We start from the raw sequence: 16615 nt of genomic DNA on the forward strand, positions 1-16615 counted from the left end.
AATACAAGGATTTTCATAAAATTTATTCGACCATACCATACTTTTCTACTGTATCTTCAATAAATTGTATAATTTGATCTGTTTTTCGCTTACGTTTCATAAAAGGCTCTGAAATATTTTGACCGATAGATTTACGATCAATATTACCACTATATTCATACTCATTAACAGCTTCGTTAAGTAACATAGCAGAAAAGGCTTTTTGTTCTGCAAATGCATCAATTTCTTTTGTTTTTTCTTTGTCTTCAAATTCATAATAGGCTTCATTAATATCGGAATCTTCTTTTAGTGACGGCACAACTTTATCTAAGAAGCTACGAATCAAATCAGCCTTCAAACGTAATTGTTGATCATCAGCTTTATCTAATAACTTATGAATTTGATGACGTTTTTCATCACGTGCTTTTGTATCAGATAGATTAATTTGACCAATGAGATCCATAATATACTTCACATTAATTAAATCATTACGCATTAATTCAACTTGGAAATCAATATCATCTAAAACGGAAACAGCCTCTTCACCATTCACTTTTTTACCACGCATGACTTCTTCATAAATATTTAAGTATTTTCCTTTATAATCTTCATACGTTTGTTCTGCAATGCCAAGTTCATTTTCTGTAAATTGAAATTCATCAAAGGTTTTTAATTTGATTAAAGTATTCGATAAATCACGGAACGAAATGACAAATTCTTTTTTTAAATCCTCAGCCTCTAATTTATCGACATCTAAAGGCGTTGGCGCTAGTTGAAAAACGTTTTGCAAGATATCTCTGAAATTATCTAAATATTCTTCGTAAGACAGACTTAATACTGTATCTGTATTATCTGTTTGTGAGAAAATTTCAATGGCTTCATCCGTTTGTTTTTTTAAATCACGATAACATACAATATTACCGTAAGGTTTACGTTCTTTTTCAACGCGATTCGTTCTTGAATAGGCTTGAATTAAATCATGATGTCTCAAGTTTTTATCAACGTAAAGGGTATTCAGTTTCTTACTATCAAAACCAGTCAAAAACATATTAACTACAATAAGAATATCAATCTTGTCATCACGAACCACTTCTTTCATACGCTTAGATACGTCAGAAAAGTAGCCCTCGAAATTATCCGTATTATAGTTCGTTTTAAATGTTTGATTATAATCATTCATAATGCGATCGAGCACTTCTCTTGAATGAACATGATTGTCATCCTCTTGTGCATCTTCATTAGCCTGATACGTAAAAATAGTTGCAACATTTAAACCATGACCACCTTCGTTTTTTAGTCTTTGGAATGTGTCATAATATTTAATCGCCATTGGAATACTTTGAACGGCAAACATTGACGTATAATTTCCGTTATCTGTTTTCTTGTGATAATTTGAAATTAAATGTCGGCAAACAGCTTCAATACGTTCATCTGCCATCCAAATTTCCGACGTATTAATTTTTGATATATACTCTTCATCCAAATCTTCATGTGAATTAAACGTTTGATTATATTCAACAGAAAATCCAAGTACATTATGGTCTCTAATAGCATCTTTAATGAGATAGTGATGTAAACATGTATCAAAAATGTCCGCTGTAGCTCGGCCATCTTGACTCTTGTTTTCTTCAAAACGTGGTGTACCCGTGAATCCAAAGTATTGTGCATTTTCAAAATGTTGCTTAATTAAACGATGCATATCTCCAAATTGCGTACGATGACATTCATCAATAATAAAAATCACTTTATCTTGTTTATATGATTCCATTACTGAGTGATTGGACTTTACTGCATTCGCCATTTTTTGAATCGTTGTCACAATTAAAGGTAAAGTTGGATCGGCTAACTGTCTCAATAATTTACGCGTATTATCCGTAAAATCAACCGAGTCTTCTTGGAATTTATTAAATTCAGCTAACGTTTGATTATCTAAGTCCTTACGGTCGACCAAGAAAATCACTTTTTTAATATTTTCTTCTTGCGATAATAATTGACTCGCTTTAAAAGAGGTCAGTGTTTTACCACTACCTGTGGTATGCCAAATGTAACCATTGTTATTTGTTTCTAACGCACGATTTAAAATGGCCTCAACCGCATAGACTTGATAAGGACGTAATGCCATTAGAATTTTATCTGTTTCATTGACGATCATATAACGACTAATCATCTTAGCAATATGACATGGTTCTAAGAAATCTTCAATAAAGTCTTTAAGATAATTAATACGCTCATTTTGTTCATTACTCCAATAAAACATTTGTCCCTTAAAGATTTCACGATCACTATTCGCATAGTAGCGTGTTTCCATTTTGTTACTAACGACAAATAATTGTATGTATCGGAATAAACCCGTATAGTTTTGACGACGATAACGCTCAATTTGATTAAATGCTTCCGTAATCGCTACCCCACTACGTTTCAATTCTATTTGTACTAATGGTAGACCATTAATCAAAATCGTTACATCATAACGACTTTTATATTTATCTTTCACACTGATTTGATTAGTTACTTGGAATTTATTCTGACACCATTGTTTTAAGTTCATGAAATCTATATAAAGATCTGTATCATCATCTCTCTTTAGTACATAGCGATCGCGTAATTGCATTGCACTATCAAATACAGATTTACCGTTAATTCCCGTCATTAAACGTTCAAATTCACGATCTGTTAAGGGTTTTCCATTTAATTTGTCCTTATGACGTTCATTAATTATAGTACGAAAATTATCATGTAATTGTTCAACGTTATGTATGTTTACTCGTTCATATCCTAAATCTTCAAGTTGTTGAAGCACCTCATTTTCTAATGCATATTCACTCTGATAAGCCATTCATTCATCCACCCTAAACTTAATCTTTCTTTAAATATATCAAAATTTAGTAATAATTAATATTGAATACCATATTCTTTAGAAGATAAGTTAATTAAAATAATGACTAAACACGAAAACTCTATTTGAATATAACATCCAAAAAATTAACTCTATAAATTTTTATCTAAAATATCTATTTTTATCTATTGTTTTATCTAAAAATATTTGATAAAATAATAGATAAATTAAAGGAGGGTTTTGCAATGAAGGACCAAAAATATTATGCATTACTTGGAAAAATAAACGAATTAGAACAAAGAGTCTCTCAATTAGAAGATGACATCTTTAAGTCAAATGAAAAAGAGGAAGCTAACATGCCTAAACTAAATAAAAATCAATTGGTTCAGCAGGTTAAAAGTGTAATTGAATCTAAATTGCTAGATGATACTTATGAAGTAAAGAAAGCTATACCTAAAAACGGCGAAGGATCAGGTTTATTCTTAAATAATAAAAATAACCCTGATAATAGTAAAAAAGTTATGCTAAAGCAAAGTAAAGATTATTCTAAACAATACAATTTCATTGATGAATATAAATATTCAGGATGGTTTGTCGTTTCTAATGATGAAATTAATATGTATGATGCCTTCATATTTGTAGTGTTTGATACTCATAATAATTCACATTATTTTATTTTTGACCATGAAGAAATGCTAGATGTACTAAAAAGTAAAAATTTAGATAATAATGGTAGGTATCATTTTTACCTCGCTGAAGATCATAACAGTCAATATTTTGATCATCGCGAAGGCGGCTTACTATTACCACATCATGTAAACCAATGGTCATATATTTTAAATTTAATGTCTTAAATTTCTTAAAATAGATAGTAAAGGAAGAACTTCCTATAAAAATGTTTATTTTTATTTATTTGAGTTATAAGTTCATTTTTCATACTTACTAAGCATTTATTAAATATAGTAATTATTTTGATAAATGCTTTAATGTATTGATTTTTTCAATTTAAATAATGGGAGAGAGACTTATGGATAGTATTGAAAATTTATATGAAAACATTGACAATGAAAAAACTAAAGAATATTTTAAAGAAATATTAATTTCTTATCAAACTGAAAGTTATCGTTCTGCAATAGTAATGTTATATTCAGTAGTTATTTGTGACATTATATTTAAATTAAATTATATGAAAGCACTATATAATAATCAGAAAGCAATAGACATCTTAAATGAAATAGATAAAGTACAGGAGGACAATGCTACTAACCCTATTTGGGAAAAGAAATTAGTTGATCATGTAGCTAAAACAAATCTAATTGACAAAGCTACAGAAACAAATATTAATCATCTAAGAGAATTGAGACATTTGTCAGCTCATCCAGTTATTAATGAAAATAAAGGTGAACTGTATTCCCCTACACGTGAAGAAGTGATTTCTTATATGAAAAATATGCTAAAAGACTTATTAATAAAACCTCCAATTTTCATTAATAAAATATTTGATGATTTATTAGAAGACTTATCTCTTAATAAGTCGTATTTAATCAATGATAAGCAATTAGAAAAATATTTAGACAACAAATATTTAAAGCACTTTGATAATGATGACATTTTAATAACAAAGACTTTCAAGTCTCTTTGGAAGATTACTTTTTATCTTGACAATAAAGATTGTAATCAAAACAGAGATATTAACTTTAGAACTTTAAATATTCTTTATAACAAATATAAAAACAAAATAAATCTTATACTAGAAGATGAACATTTTCAGAAATTTTTACCAAGTGAACTTCAATCTGAAAGGTTTAATCTTTTAATTAATTTTATATCAAGACATAATTTATATAAGCATTTTAATGATTCAACTCAAATATTTCTAAAAGTTAATATTGATAATGACAAAGAAGGTAATTACCAGTTTTTATCCTATTTTTTAAGAAACGACTTAAATGATCAGTTAAATTTTATAAATAATAATATTAAAAACTGGAATTTTAATCATATTAGTAAAGATTTTAGTAAAATTTTATTCGAAGTTTATGAAAAAGAAGGTTTGACCCAAGATTACTTGAACCAAATTATTGAAATATTTAGAGAGAGTGTTAGTTTTGACACTGCTAATTCTAATTTCAATCATTTTATAATGCCATTTTTCAGCTACTTTGATGAAACTCAATTTCAAAAAATTATAGCAGCTTTTAATGATAATAACCAGATAATCAGCCGTTGGAGAGGTAAGACAGATTTAGAAATGGTTTTAAATGAAATGTATAAACATAATTTTAAAACAGATATTATACATGAATATACACATGTAAAAAAATTACTAGAGGAAAGATAACTACTATAAATTTATATTTCAATTAACTTTAATACTCCCTTGATATTAAATCTCTTCAATCTAACAACTAGAATTACACCTAAATAATATAAAATTTATAGTTGTTGGATTAAAGAGATTCTACGATTATTACCGACTAATTTATACAGTTGCTTTATTATATGTACAGATATTCATTACTATACTTCCAGAGCTTTTTTATTTAAAAAAACCGCTACTAAAGAGGGTATGGAAATCCATCTCCGCATCAGTGCGGTTTTTAAATACAACTCCTCATTTCTTATTCGCGTGTAAACTGTTGCAATAGTGAATAGATAAAATTTTTACTATATTCAACCTTCTTTATTTATTCAGCAAAAGGTAGAAATTCTGATAGATACTTACGATTACTATCTATTAATTTAAATAGTTATTCTGCTTCACTTCTCGTTCTTCAAATATTTTTAATTTCAAGAGTTCATTAATTTGATATCCAAATATAATTAGAATCTCTTATATTTTTAAAACATGAAAGAAATTATAACCAAAGCAACATATTACACAATTCAAAGGTATAAACTTATTACATGTTTGTAAAATTTTAAACTTATTCATTATTCTTTTAACTATATATGTTAAGCTTTTATACATCTACTTTATTAAATTTGAAAGGAGTTAAATACATGGAAAACAAATCTAAACAGTTTTCAAATGTGTTTATTTTTGCTTCAGTTACTGTAGGGTTACTGGTAATTATTGGAGCCATCTTCCCTAATCAATTTGGTTCAATTTCAGGAGCAATCGGAAGTTTTATTACAGAAACGTTTGGTTGGTACTATATGCTACTTATTAGTATTATTCTGATATTTTGTATCACTCTTATTTTTCATCCAATTGGAAAGCTAAAATTAGGAAAACCTGATGATAAACCAGAATTTAATACCATTTCATGGCTAACAATGCTATTTAGTGCAGGTATGGGTATTGGACTTGTATTCTATGGATCTTCTGAGCCCATTTCACATTATCTATCGCCGCCAACAGCGAGTAAAGAAACAGAAGCTGCTCTAGCTGAAGCCATGCGTTCAAGTTTCTTACATTATGGACTACATCCTTGGGCAGTTTACGGTATTGTTGCTTTGGCTCTTGCATATACACAGTTTAGAAAAAATGACTTAGGACTCATTTCTCGTACATTACGTCCTATTTTCGGAAATAAAGTAGAAGGTCCATTAGGTACTGTTATAGATGTTCTAGCTGTTTTTGCTACTATTATTGGGGTAGCAGTGTCACTTGGTGTTGGCGCCATGCAAATTAACGGTGGTTTAAATTATTTATTTGGAGTGCCAAACAATAAGCTTATTCAAGGCATTATTATTCTTATTGTTACAGTTTTATTCTTAATTAGTGCTTGGAGTGGCTTAAGCAAAGGTATTCAGTATTTAAGTAATTTAAATATGCTTTTAGCTGCGATGTTACTTATTATTATTCTAATTGTAGGTCCTACAATTTTAATTATGAATATGTTTACATCCTCAATTGGTGAATATTTGAATACACTTATTTTTAATAGCTTTGATGTTGCTCCACTTAACTCACAAAAACATGAATGGTTACAGTCATGGACGATTTATTATTGGGGCTGGTGGATGAGTTGGTCACCATTTGTAGGTATCTTCATTGCACGTATTTCAAAAGGTCGTTCGATTCGTGAATTCGTTATAGCAGTATTAGGCGTTCCTACAATTATTAGTATGCTATGGTTTACAGCCTTTGGTATTACTGGTATTGAAATTGGTAAGCAATCTAAACATATCTTTAGTATGCCACCTGAAACACAATTATTTGGTATTTTCAATGAGATGCCTATGGGTACAATTTTATCGTTTATCGCTATTATCTTAGTAGGCTCGTTCTTTATTACATCCGCAGACTCAGCTACATTTGTATTAGGTATGCAAACATCATTTGGACGTTTAAATCCATCCGGTTTTGTTAAGATTGTTTGGGGAGTCATGTTATCAGCGATTGCCTACATACTTTTACTATCTGGTGGATCGACAGGTCTAGATGCTCTGCAATCAGCTGCTATTATTTCAGCATTGCCATTTAGTTTTGTTGTTATTTTAATGATGATTTCATTTTTCAAAGATGCAAATCAAGAAAGAAAATTCTTAGGTTTAACCTTACAACCTGATCATCAACGTAAAAAGAACTATATTAAAAATAACACAAACCAACAATCTAAAATTAAATAGGACAAAACCTGAGACATTATTAAATGTCTCAGGTTTTATATATTGATGGTAGTCGATGATTAAAATGTAGCTAAAATTTATGCTAAAAAATATTTAAATTCTGGACGAGAACAAAGTGGATTTTATATTGATAAAAATGCAACAAATAATGAAGCTTATTTTGTTAATTTTAAAAACGGAACAGTTGCTGGGCCTGCATTAACACAAACAATTAAGGTTAATAAATATCGTGGAGAAGTCATAGATAGTTATACTAATGCAACTGATGAAGAAATGAAACAATTTAATAAAGCTAAAGAACAAAAGTATGGTCAAAATCAAGAAGACAATAATCAAATTACTAATGAAAATCAAGAAGAAACAAACACCAAAAATCAATCATCGGAAGATAAAGAAGGTACGGAATCTAATCATAATGATGATAATGTGCAAGAAGAATCATCGTCTTCTGAGGATCAACAAGCACAAGACAAATCATCAGAAAATGATTAGTAGCTTAAATCTATGTAATTTAGACTATATTTTTAACATATTTTAGTGGAAATAGATAGAATACAAGAAAAATAAGGAGTGTTAAGTATGGCTAATAAAATTGCAATTGCTGGGGCGGGTGCAATGGGAAGTCGTATTGGTACTTACCTAAAACAAAGTGGACAAGATGTTACATTAATAGATTACTGGAAAGATCATGTTCATCGAATAAATGAAAAAGGAGTAGAAGTTCAAACTGAACATGATACTTATACTGTTGAAATGCATGCCACATTCCCTGAAGAGGTCAATCAAACCTATGATATTATCGTACTTTTAACAAAATCAATGCAATCTGAACAAATGATGCAAATTTTAAAAGAGCAGGGAGCAATTAGCGAGGATACTGCCATCTTATGTATGATGAATGGTTTAGGCCATGACGAACGTCTATCACAATTCGTTCCAAAATCACAAATTTTCTTAGTCGTAACAATGTGGACAGCTGGATTACGTGGTCCAGGTCAATTGCTATTAGAAGGTGAAGGTTCAATTGACTTTCAACGTGCTGATGGTAAAAAAGACCCACGTACTCAAGAAATTGCAGATATCTTAAATCAAGCTCATTTAAATGCCACTATCAGTAATGATGTATTTAAAGCAATATGGTCTAAAGCCACGCTTAACAGTGTTTTAAATCCACTGTGCACGATATTAGATAAAACAATCGGTGAATTGGGCGCTTATGATCATTCTAGAGCAATGATACGCCCAATCATTGAAGAAATTGTCGACGTAGCACATGCTAAAAATGTAGATATTCATATTAACGACTTAATCTCGAAAATTGAAGCAGCTTATCCTGATCATGCACAAGGTTTACACTATCCTTCAATGCATCAAGATTATAATCATGGTCGTTTAACTGAAATAGATTACTTAAATGGTCAAATTGTGAACTATGGTAAATCATTAGGTATCGCAACTCCTAATAATGAACTGATTACTCATCTCATTCATCAATTAGAAATGAAGTTAAATAAACGTTAATATGAAATAATGTAAAATTAAACTATACTTTTTTGTGAATTATTTGAAAGAATTGGTATTTTTTTGATAAAACTCAATTGTTGTCATTGCCCTAAATAATATATATATTGATTTTTAAATTAACTTGTAAATGAATAATCAATATTAAATCTTTCTATATAAGAATAAAATAATAAGACCACTAGTCAAAATTGTTAGACTAATGGTCTTATTATTTTATATATTATTTGTAAATATTTTAATTACTTTTTCAATAGCTTTATCCCAAAATGCATAATCATGTTTTCCTGAGCTCTTTATAAAGTCATACTGTACATTTTTTTTATCTAAATAGTTAATAAAATCTAAGTTACCTTTATAAAGTTCATCTTCTGTACCACACATAATTAATAACTCTGGCAAATCAATATTTTTCTCTATAGCTTTATCAACGAGATGATAAGGATCAAAATTACTACCAACTATCTCCTTATCCGTTCCAACTATAGACTCTGGTGAAAAATCATACCATTTGTATTTTTTAAGCATAGAAACGTCGAATGCAGCAGATAAAGGAGCAGCTTTAGAAAACAACTGACTTTGTGTTAATGCAAATTTAATTGTTCCATATCCTCCCATTGAATGCCCTGCAATAAAATTATCTTCTCTTTTTTTAGACAACGGTAAAATCTGGTGTACATAATTGTAAACTTCTAAAATGTAATCATAATAACTGTGTCCAAAAGCCATATTCGTATAAAAACTGTGATCTGCATTAGGCATTATAATCGCTAATTGATATTCATTAGCATAGCGTTCTATACTTGTATATCTCATATACGAATGAGTGTCGCTAGATAGTCCATGAAATAACATCATTGTTTTAAGTTTTTTTGTTTCGTTCGCTGAATCAAAATAACTGTCATCTTCAGGTAAAATAACATTTAAAGATTGATGCATTCCAAGCGTTTTTGATAAATAATTCATCTGGATTAAAGCCATATTATCTACTCCTTAAATACTTTATTAATTATTCGTTTGTGTAGCTGGATCTAATTTTTTCTCTGCTAGACGTAAAATAATATCTATAAGGATTACTATCACAACAATGGGTAATGCACCAGCCAAGATAAATAGTGTGCCATCAGTAGCATTCGTACCACGAATAACGACATCACCAAGTGAAGGAGCTCCAATGAACGAACCAACAGCAACAACACCTATTGCAACTACTAGTGCAATACGTATGCCTCCAATAATTACTGATAAAGAAAGTGGTAACTCAATCATACGTAAGACTTGATTACGTGTCATTCCCATTCCTTTTCCAGCATCTTTAATATTGATATCCACTTCATTAATACCAGTATACGTATTTTTTATAATAGGAAGAAGTGCATATAAGAAAACAGTGAAAATAACAGTATTAATACCTAGTCCTATTATTAACATTAAAATTGCTAACATAGCAATTACAGGCACTGTTTGAATAATGTTAGCTAATGTAATAATAATTCCAGACAACTTACCAAACCTTGCAATAAGTATTCCAAGAGGTATACCGATAATAGCAGCAAATAATACTCCATATATTGACATTAAGAAGTGATTAATAAATAACTCCCATAGATAACCAAAATTTGTTTGATAATAATGTATTAGTTGTTCGAATAAATTACCTTCCATTAGTTTTGAACACCTTTCTGTTTAGAGTCATTTTCATCGTCAAAGTAATTATGTTTTTTTAAGAAATCTTCTGCTACTGTTGCTGGTTCTTTACCTTTTCCATCTGCTTGATAGTTTAGTTCTTGCATTTGTTCAGTTGAAATTTTACTTTCCAATTTTTTTATAATTGGTTTTAATTCTGGTTTTTCTTTTAATAATTGATCAGTCGCTAAAGGACTTGCATCATATGGTGGAAAGAAATGTTTATCATCTTTAAGTACTTTCAAATCATATGCCGCTATACGACCATCAGTAGAATAACCTACTGCTACATCTAAATTACCAGAATGTAATGCATCATAAACCAAGCCAATTTGCATAGGTCTTACTGTTTTAAAATCGATACCATATTCTTTTTTAAATCCTGAATAGCCATCACCTTTACGACTTTCCCAAGAACTATCCATACCTACCCTTAATTTATTTGCATGTTTTTTCAAATCAGAGACTGTTTCTAAATGATATTTTTTTGCTGTTTCTTTCGTTACCATCAAAGCGTAAGTATTTGCAAAACCATATGAATTAAAGAATGTTTGATGATATTTATCTTTAAAGCCTTTTTGTGTTGCCTTCATTGCTTTGTTAGGGTCTTTAATTGGATCTTCCCCTAATGCCCCTGTTAAATCAGTACCTGTATAACGTGTACCAGACATATTTGCTTGATCACTTGTAATAGCATTATGCTGAATAACACTTGATCCTAAGTTATTAATTAAAGTAGGTTGTATTTTATTATTTGTATCATGTTCAATTAAAATTCTTAACATATGTGAAATGATTTGAGATTCACTTGTGCCTAAAGATGTAATTCTAACATCGTCATCTGAATTACTATTTTTTAAACCTGGTAAACTACATCCAGACAACACAGTTAGACATAGTACAAAAACTGCAATATATTTTTTATAATATTTCATAATGTCCTCCTTTATTGTTTATCTGGAAACTTTAAGTCCTTTCGGAACTATCCACTTTTCAATTTGAGCTAAAATTAAATCTACAATTAGTGCAAGTACAGTTACTAAAATAGTACCTACGATAATCATCATTGGCTCATATAAAGCTAAACCATTGAAAATCAAGTCACCTAGTCCTCCAGCACCAACATAACTTGCTAAAGCTGCCCAGCTAATTACATATACTGAAGATAAACGGATACCACTTAAAATCATTGGTAAAGCTAATGGTAATTCGACATCTTTCATCAATTGAAAATTTGTCATACCCATACTACGTCCTGCTTCTTTTACATTGCTATCAATATTTTGGACACCTACAATTGTATTATTTAAAATTGGTAATAATACGTAAATAAATAATGCAATAATTGCTGTTGTTTTACCCACACCAAAAAGTGGAATCATTAAAGCTAAAATTGCTAAAGTTGGAATTGTTTGTAAGATTCCAGCTACAGTTAAAGAAATCTTCGATAACTTTTCTCTTTTTGATAGTAGAATCCCCAAAGGAATAGCAACAATCATAGCAAGTAATAACGCTACTACTGATATATACAGATGCTCAAAAGTTTTATTAACTAATATGCCACCATTGTCTATTAAATAACTCATACTTTATCCGCCCCTATTTCTTTAGGCTCGACAATGCCTTCATCTTCATTTATTGTTTCTTCTTCAATTTCACCCCAAAGTGTATCGTATACGATATCTACTAAGTTAGATCGAGTTACTAATCCGATTAGAGTTTTACCATCTGTATCAACAATGGGTACATTTCTTACATTACGTTTTAAAATTGTACGTACAGTATCTTGTAATTTACTATCAACTTTAACGCGATAAATATCTCGCTGCATTGTATCAATAAGTTCTTTCATTTGACGTAGTCCTTGATTAATATCTTCAATATCTAAATATCCAAGTAAATGATGTTTATTATCAATTACAAAAACTGTGTCTACTCGTCGGTTTCTCATAATATTAACTGCATCATTTAATGACTCATCAATATGTACAGTGACTGGTGTAATCATTGCATCTTTTACTGTTCGTACATTTGGTCTATCTTGAATCAAACGATTCTGACCAATAAAATCTTTAACAAAATCGTTAGCTGGATGACGTAAAATATTATCTGGTGTATCATATTGAATTACTTTACCTTCAGACATAATACAAATTTTATCTGCTAATTTAATTGCTTCATCCATATCATGTGTAACAAAAATGAATGTTTTTCCTAGTTGTTTTTGTAATTTTTTCACTAAATCTTGTAATGTGTCTCTGGTAATTGGATCTAATGCACCAAATGGCTCATCCATTAAAATAATATCTTGCTCAGCTGCCAAGGCACGTACTACACCAATACGTTGTTGTTGTCCACCAGATAATTGTGAAGGATATCTATCTAAATATTCTTCAGGCAAATCTGCAAGTTTAATCAACTCTTTTGCTTTTCTGTCTTTTTTCTCTTGCGACCATTTTAATAGTTTAGGTACAAGTACAATATTTTCTTTAACTGTCATATGAGGCATTAGACCAATTTGTTGAATCACATAACCAATATTTCTTCTTAATTCTACTGCATTGATATCTTTAATATTCTTACCATTAATTGTAATCTCACCATCTGATGATTCGATCATTCTATTAATCATTCTTAATGCGGTTGTTTTACCACTCCCACTTGTTCCTATGAAAGCAACAAAATCTCCTGATTCAATATCAATGTTCATATTATCTACTGCTTTTTTCCCACCTGCATAGACTTTTGATAAGTTTCTAATACTTAACATATATCCAGTCCTCTCTTTTTTTATATTTATTACAAACTGAGGACTTAAAGTGTATGTTATACAAAGTTTACTAAGTAAAAACAAGGCACATTAAGTCCTCAATATTTCAATCATTCAATTATTAACTACTAAATTAGCCTCTATTTTCTTCTATTAATTCCTATTCGATGTCCTAATTGTTTAGGTCTTTCATTAATAGGGATTGTATTAAAATATAACTCTATAGATTCTAATATTTGTTCAGGAAAAGGTGCTGATCTATTTGTATTTATATCTATTCCCATCAACATAACTTCATATATGGCGCTACATATATCATCCTTATTAAACATTTCCATATAAACGTGTACACGTTTACTATCGTAATCATAAAGATGTACTTTTACCTGAATATTTTCGTCTTCTTTCATTTCTTTTAAAAATGTTATATGATTTTCTAATGTGAAAATTGTATACTGCAATCTTTGAATTGTTTCTTGATTAAGACCAATTAATGCTAACCATGCATCTGTTGCATCACTAAAAACACGGTTGTATTCAGCATCATTCATATGTCCGTTATAATCAACCCATTCTTTTTTTACATTTGTTTGGTAAATATAATGTTCTGACATATTAATTTACCACTTGATGTTTTTTAGATTTTTTCATTGAATCTGTATCTTCTGGCCAATATTCTTCTGCGAGTTGTTTTACTTTAATCAAGAATTCATTACGTTTTTGATCAAGTTCTGACATTGTATATCCTTGTGATGTCGCTTCACTACCGCTCACTACTTTTTCGTAAAGATCCTCTGTCAATTCTGGCGCAATTAACTTAGTCCATGGTTTTTTCAATGCAGGACCAAATTGTTTAAGCATGTGTCTCATACCACCTTCGCCACCTGCAAGATGAAATGTCATGAATGGTCCATATTGTGCATAACGTAAACCAGCTGCATGCGTAAATGCTTTATCTACTTCTTCTGTTGTCGCAATACCATCATTAACAATATGTAGAGATTCTCTCCATAATGCCTCCATTAGACGATCTGCAATATGTCCTTCAATTTCATTTCTTACATGGAGGACATCCATGCCAATATTCTCATAAATTTCCTCAGCTTTAATAATCGTTTCTTCTGAAGTACTTTGACCTGGTACAATCTCAACAAGAGGTAAGATATATACTGGATGGAAAGGATGTGCTACTACTAAACGTTCAGGATTCTTTAAATTTTTTTGCAATTCAGTTGGTATAATACCAGATGTACTTGAACCAATAATAGCAGACGGTTTCGCATAAAAATCAATTTCTTTTAAAACAGAATCTTTAATAGATTCTACTTCCGGAACATTTTCTTGAATAAGGTCTGCATCTTTAACTGCTGCTTTCAAATCTGTAGTAAAGCTTAAATTATCTAGTGATGCATTCTTAGCTAACCCCATTTTTTTAGCATAAGGCCAGTTTTGTTTAACTTGTGTTAGCATTCTTTCATAGGCACCTTCGCTAGGATCTGTAGCAACGACTTCATGCCCATGAGCGAGTATTCTTGTTATCCAGCCACTACCAATTACGCCTGTTCCAACTACTGCGAACTTCATTATTTACCTCCTTGATTATTTTTAAGATTAAGTTTCTCTCTTGCTTCTGCAGGTGTTAATGGGACTAAATCATATTCTTTCATTATTTTCTTAGCTTCTTCAACTAATGCTTCGTTTGTTGCTTTAACACCTTTTGAAATATACAAGTTATCTTCAAGACCAACACGAATATTTCCACCGCGTTTAGCAACTTCTCTAACTGTCGGTAATTGCATTCTACCAATACCGAATGCAGACCATTGTGCATCTTCAGGGATTCTTGAAATAAGATAGTCTAACGTTTGACCATCATTTTCAGCACCCCAAGGTATACCTAAACAAAATTGGAACATAGGTTGTTCGACTAAGCCTTCTTTAACAAGTTGCTTTGCAAAACTGACATGACCTGTATCAAAACATTCAAGTTCTGGTTGTACACCTGCATCTTTAATCATTTGCGCTTGTTCTCTCAGCCATGAAGCAGGACTAATATATATCGAATCTCCCATATTAACGCTGCCACAATCAAGCGTACACATTTCTGGTAATGTGTCACCTACTGGTCTATGACGCTCTTTAGGCGTTTGAATCCAGGTTCCTTTACCACCTGTTTCTGGGTGTTCTTGACTTGGAATAAAGTCGCCACCGCCACCAGCTGTTACATTAATAATAATATCTTCGTCTGCCTCTCTAATGAGTCTTACAGTTTCACTATACAGTTCTGAATCATGACTCACCCCGCCTGTTTTAGGGTCTCTAACATGAATATGTGCTACTGTTGCTCCAGCTTTTGCACACTTAATTGCTGAATCAGCAAGTTCTTGTGGTGTTACTGGAACATTTTCATTTTTGTCAATTGTATCTCCAGCGCCTGTAATTGCTGCAGTTAATAACACTTTTTTCAAGATAAGCACTCCTTTATACTTTAAATACGTTACAAACTATACCAACTGGTCGGTAAAGTTTCAACCGTAGCATAAAAAAATAAGCTGAAAAGTTTCAATCTCACCTAACAGCTTAAAACCTGAAAATTAATTTTTTTCTTTATTAATACCTACTTCTACGTTTTCTTTTAACCGATTTATTACTCTTTCACGCATTGATTCATCAATTGCACTTATTCCAAAAACTTCTGATAACCATAAACCGTCAACAGCTAACCTAATGATTGTTGCATCTATTTCATCTAGACCGTCATTAACAATTTGAGATTGCCAATCTTCATATAAAGATTTTAATGGTAAGAGTAGCGCTTTATTTGAACCTTGTGCAGCAAGCATTGCAGAAGTAATAGGCGCATTTTCAACACGATGCTCTTTCGTTGCTTCAATAAACGCATTTAACCATTGTCCTTGTTTACAATGTGTATTATCAATATGACTATTTACATTTTCTCGATATAATTCATTAGCATAATTGACAAGTTCTTTTATTAGACCTTCTCTATTTTTAACATGATAAAGCAAACCACCCTTGCTTATACTTGCTTCTTTTGCTACTGCATCTAATGTTAAATAGTCAGTACCTTGTCTATTTACTATATTAGCTGCAGATTCTAAAATATACTGTTTCTTAGATTTCCTCGTCATCAATTCACCCTCTTCCAATTAAAATCAATATTGTTTACATAATACTCTTAAATAGATAGAGATTATTATATTATATAAATTATTTTAAAAAAA

General features: G+C 30.5%; 15 protein-coding genes and 1 pseudogene. 5 read left to right on the top strand and 11 right to left on the bottom strand.

The features are described 5' to 3' along the window. Nucleotides 1-22 precede the first annotated feature (22 nt). The gene (locus HMPREF3265_RS11315) at nucleotides 23-2815 is read right to left on the bottom strand and encodes a type I restriction endonuclease subunit R (protein ID WP_070861703.1); all 2793 of its coding nucleotides are present in this window, start codon (nucleotides 2813-2815) and stop codon (nucleotides 23-25) included. A 245-nt stretch (nucleotides 2816-3060) separates the two neighbouring features. Between HMPREF3265_RS11315 and HMPREF3265_RS11320 the strand changes: the two genes are divergently transcribed. Then, nucleotides 3061-3669 carry a hypothetical protein gene (locus HMPREF3265_RS11320; RefSeq protein ID WP_070861704.1) on the top strand — a complete coding sequence of 203 codons (609 nt, stop codon included), beginning with the start codon at nucleotides 3061-3063 and terminating at the stop codon, nucleotides 3667-3669. Nucleotides 3670-3842: 173 nt separating this feature from the next. Then, entirely contained in the window at nucleotides 3843-5156 is a 1314-nt protein-coding gene (locus tag HMPREF3265_RS11325) for a hypothetical protein (RefSeq protein WP_070861705.1), read from the top strand. Between the two features lie 349 nt (nucleotides 5157-5505). On the opposite strand, the pseudogene HMPREF3265_RS13160 reads toward HMPREF3265_RS11325, so the two are convergent. Next, nucleotides 5506-5639, bottom strand: a pseudogene (locus HMPREF3265_RS13160) (RimJ/RimL family protein N-acetyltransferase); the annotation flags it as partial. Nucleotides 5640-5818: 179 nt separating this feature from the next. Here HMPREF3265_RS13160 and HMPREF3265_RS11330 point away from each other — a divergent pair. The 3 genes from HMPREF3265_RS11330 (at nucleotide 5819) to HMPREF3265_RS11340 (ending at nucleotide 8914) form a co-directional block, all read left to right on the top strand. Beyond that, nucleotides 5819-7393 carry a BCCT family transporter gene (locus HMPREF3265_RS11330; protein ID WP_070861706.1) on the top strand — a complete coding sequence of 525 codons (1575 nt, stop codon included), beginning with the start codon at nucleotides 5819-5821 and terminating at the stop codon, nucleotides 7391-7393. Nucleotides 7394-7666: 273 nt separating this feature from the next. Then, nucleotides 7667-7885: a hypothetical protein gene (locus HMPREF3265_RS13045; protein ID WP_229664821.1), complete on the top strand. Its 219-nt coding sequence runs from the start codon at nucleotides 7667-7669 to the stop codon at nucleotides 7883-7885. A gap of 87 nt (nucleotides 7886-7972) precedes the next feature. Next, entirely contained in the window at nucleotides 7973-8914 is a 942-nt protein-coding gene (locus HMPREF3265_RS11340) for a ketopantoate reductase family protein (protein ID WP_070861707.1), read from the top strand. Between the two features lie 216 nt (nucleotides 8915-9130). Here HMPREF3265_RS11340 and HMPREF3265_RS11345 read toward each other — a convergent pair whose 3' ends face one another. The 9 genes from HMPREF3265_RS11345 to HMPREF3265_RS11385 form a co-directional block, all read right to left on the bottom strand. After that, complete coding sequence (locus HMPREF3265_RS11345) at nucleotides 9131-9895, bottom strand: alpha/beta hydrolase (protein WP_002502244.1); 765 nt, start codon at nucleotides 9893-9895, stop codon at nucleotides 9131-9133. A 24-nt stretch (nucleotides 9896-9919) separates the two neighbouring features. Beyond that, nucleotides 9920-10579: an ABC transporter permease gene (locus HMPREF3265_RS11350; RefSeq protein WP_070861708.1), complete on the bottom strand. Its 660-nt coding sequence runs from the start codon at nucleotides 10577-10579 to the stop codon at nucleotides 9920-9922. After that, entirely contained in the window at nucleotides 10579-11535 is a 957-nt protein-coding gene (locus tag HMPREF3265_RS11355) for an osmoprotectant ABC transporter substrate-binding protein (RefSeq protein WP_070861709.1), read from the bottom strand. The genes HMPREF3265_RS11350 and HMPREF3265_RS11355 overlap by 1 nt, the downstream gene beginning before the upstream one ends. 18 nt (nucleotides 11536-11553) lie before the next feature. Next, nucleotides 11554-12186, bottom strand: coding sequence for an ABC transporter permease (locus tag HMPREF3265_RS11360; RefSeq protein ID WP_002502247.1), 633 nt, complete (start codon nucleotides 12184-12186; stop codon nucleotides 11554-11556). Beyond that, a complete protein-coding gene (locus tag HMPREF3265_RS11365) occupies nucleotides 12183-13370 on the bottom strand; it encodes a betaine/proline/choline family ABC transporter ATP-binding protein (protein WP_016930946.1) in 1188 nt (395 codons plus the stop codon). The genes HMPREF3265_RS11360 and HMPREF3265_RS11365 overlap by 4 nt, the downstream gene beginning before the upstream one ends. Before the next feature lie 140 nt (nucleotides 13371-13510). Continuing rightward, entirely contained in the window at nucleotides 13511-13984 is a 474-nt protein-coding gene (locus HMPREF3265_RS11370) for a thioesterase family protein (RefSeq protein ID WP_016930945.1), read from the bottom strand. Nucleotide 13985: 1 nt separating this feature from the next. Further along, nucleotides 13986-14954: a 3-hydroxyacyl-CoA dehydrogenase NAD-binding domain-containing protein gene (locus tag HMPREF3265_RS11375; protein WP_070840041.1), complete on the bottom strand. Its 969-nt coding sequence runs from the start codon at nucleotides 14952-14954 to the stop codon at nucleotides 13986-13988. Continuing rightward, on the bottom strand, nucleotides 14954-15838 hold the full coding sequence (locus HMPREF3265_RS11380; protein WP_070861710.1) for a beta-keto acid cleavage family enzyme: 885 nt from the start codon (nucleotides 15836-15838) through the stop codon (nucleotides 14954-14956). Before HMPREF3265_RS11380 ends, HMPREF3265_RS11375 begins: the two co-directional genes overlap by 1 nt. A gap of 126 nt (nucleotides 15839-15964) precedes the next feature. Beyond that, nucleotides 15965-16522 carry a TetR/AcrR family transcriptional regulator gene (locus HMPREF3265_RS11385; protein ID WP_070861711.1) on the bottom strand — a complete coding sequence of 186 codons (558 nt, stop codon included), beginning with the start codon at nucleotides 16520-16522 and terminating at the stop codon, nucleotides 15965-15967. Nucleotides 16523-16615: the final 93 nt, after the last annotated feature.

The sequence above is a fragment of the Staphylococcus sp. HMSC62B09 genome, from assembly GCF_001839115.1.
Classification (GTDB): Bacteria; Bacillota; Bacilli; order Staphylococcales; family Staphylococcaceae; genus Staphylococcus; species Staphylococcus haemolyticus.

Bases quoted from the DNA above. Each gene is read 5' to 3' on its own strand.
- HMPREF3265_RS11315 (WP_070861703.1), bottom strand. From the start codon at position 2,815: ATGGCTTATCAGAGTGAATATGCATTAGAAAATGAGGTGCTTCAACAA.
- HMPREF3265_RS11320 (WP_070861704.1), top strand. From the start codon at position 3,061: ATGAAGGACCAAAAATATTATGCATTACTTGGAAAAATAAACGAATTA.
- HMPREF3265_RS11325 (WP_070861705.1), top strand. From the start codon at position 3,843: ATGGATAGTATTGAAAATTTATATGAAAACATTGACAATGAAAAAACT.
- HMPREF3265_RS11330 (WP_070861706.1), top strand. From the start codon at position 5,819: ATGGAAAACAAATCTAAACAGTTTTCAAATGTGTTTATTTTTGCTTCA.
- HMPREF3265_RS13045 (WP_229664821.1), top strand. From the start codon at position 7,667: ATGAAACAATTTAATAAAGCTAAAGAACAAAAGTATGGTCAAAATCAA.
- HMPREF3265_RS11340 (WP_070861707.1), top strand. From the start codon at position 7,973: ATGGCTAATAAAATTGCAATTGCTGGGGCGGGTGCAATGGGAAGTCGT.
- HMPREF3265_RS11345 (WP_002502244.1), bottom strand. From the start codon at position 9,895: ATGGCTTTAATCCAGATGAATTATTTATCAAAAACGCTTGGAATGCAT.
- HMPREF3265_RS11350 (WP_070861708.1), bottom strand. From the start codon at position 10,579: ATGGAAGGTAATTTATTCGAACAACTAATACATTATTATCAAACAAAT.
- HMPREF3265_RS11355 (WP_070861709.1), bottom strand. From the start codon at position 11,535: ATGAAATATTATAAAAAATATATTGCAGTTTTTGTACTATGTCTAACT.
- HMPREF3265_RS11360 (WP_002502247.1), bottom strand. From the start codon at position 12,186: ATGAGTTATTTAATAGACAATGGTGGCATATTAGTTAATAAAACTTTT.
- HMPREF3265_RS11365 (WP_016930946.1), bottom strand. From the start codon at position 13,370: ATGTTAAGTATTAGAAACTTATCAAAAGTCTATGCAGGTGGGAAAAAA.
- HMPREF3265_RS11370 (WP_016930945.1), bottom strand. From the start codon at position 13,984: ATGTCAGAACATTATATTTACCAAACAAATGTAAAAAAAGAATGGGTT.
- HMPREF3265_RS11375 (WP_070840041.1), bottom strand. From the start codon at position 14,954: ATGAAGTTCGCAGTAGTTGGAACAGGCGTAATTGGTAGTGGCTGGATA.
- HMPREF3265_RS11385 (WP_070861711.1), bottom strand. From the start codon at position 16,522: ATGACGAGGAAATCTAAGAAACAGTATATTTTAGAATCTGCAGCTAAT.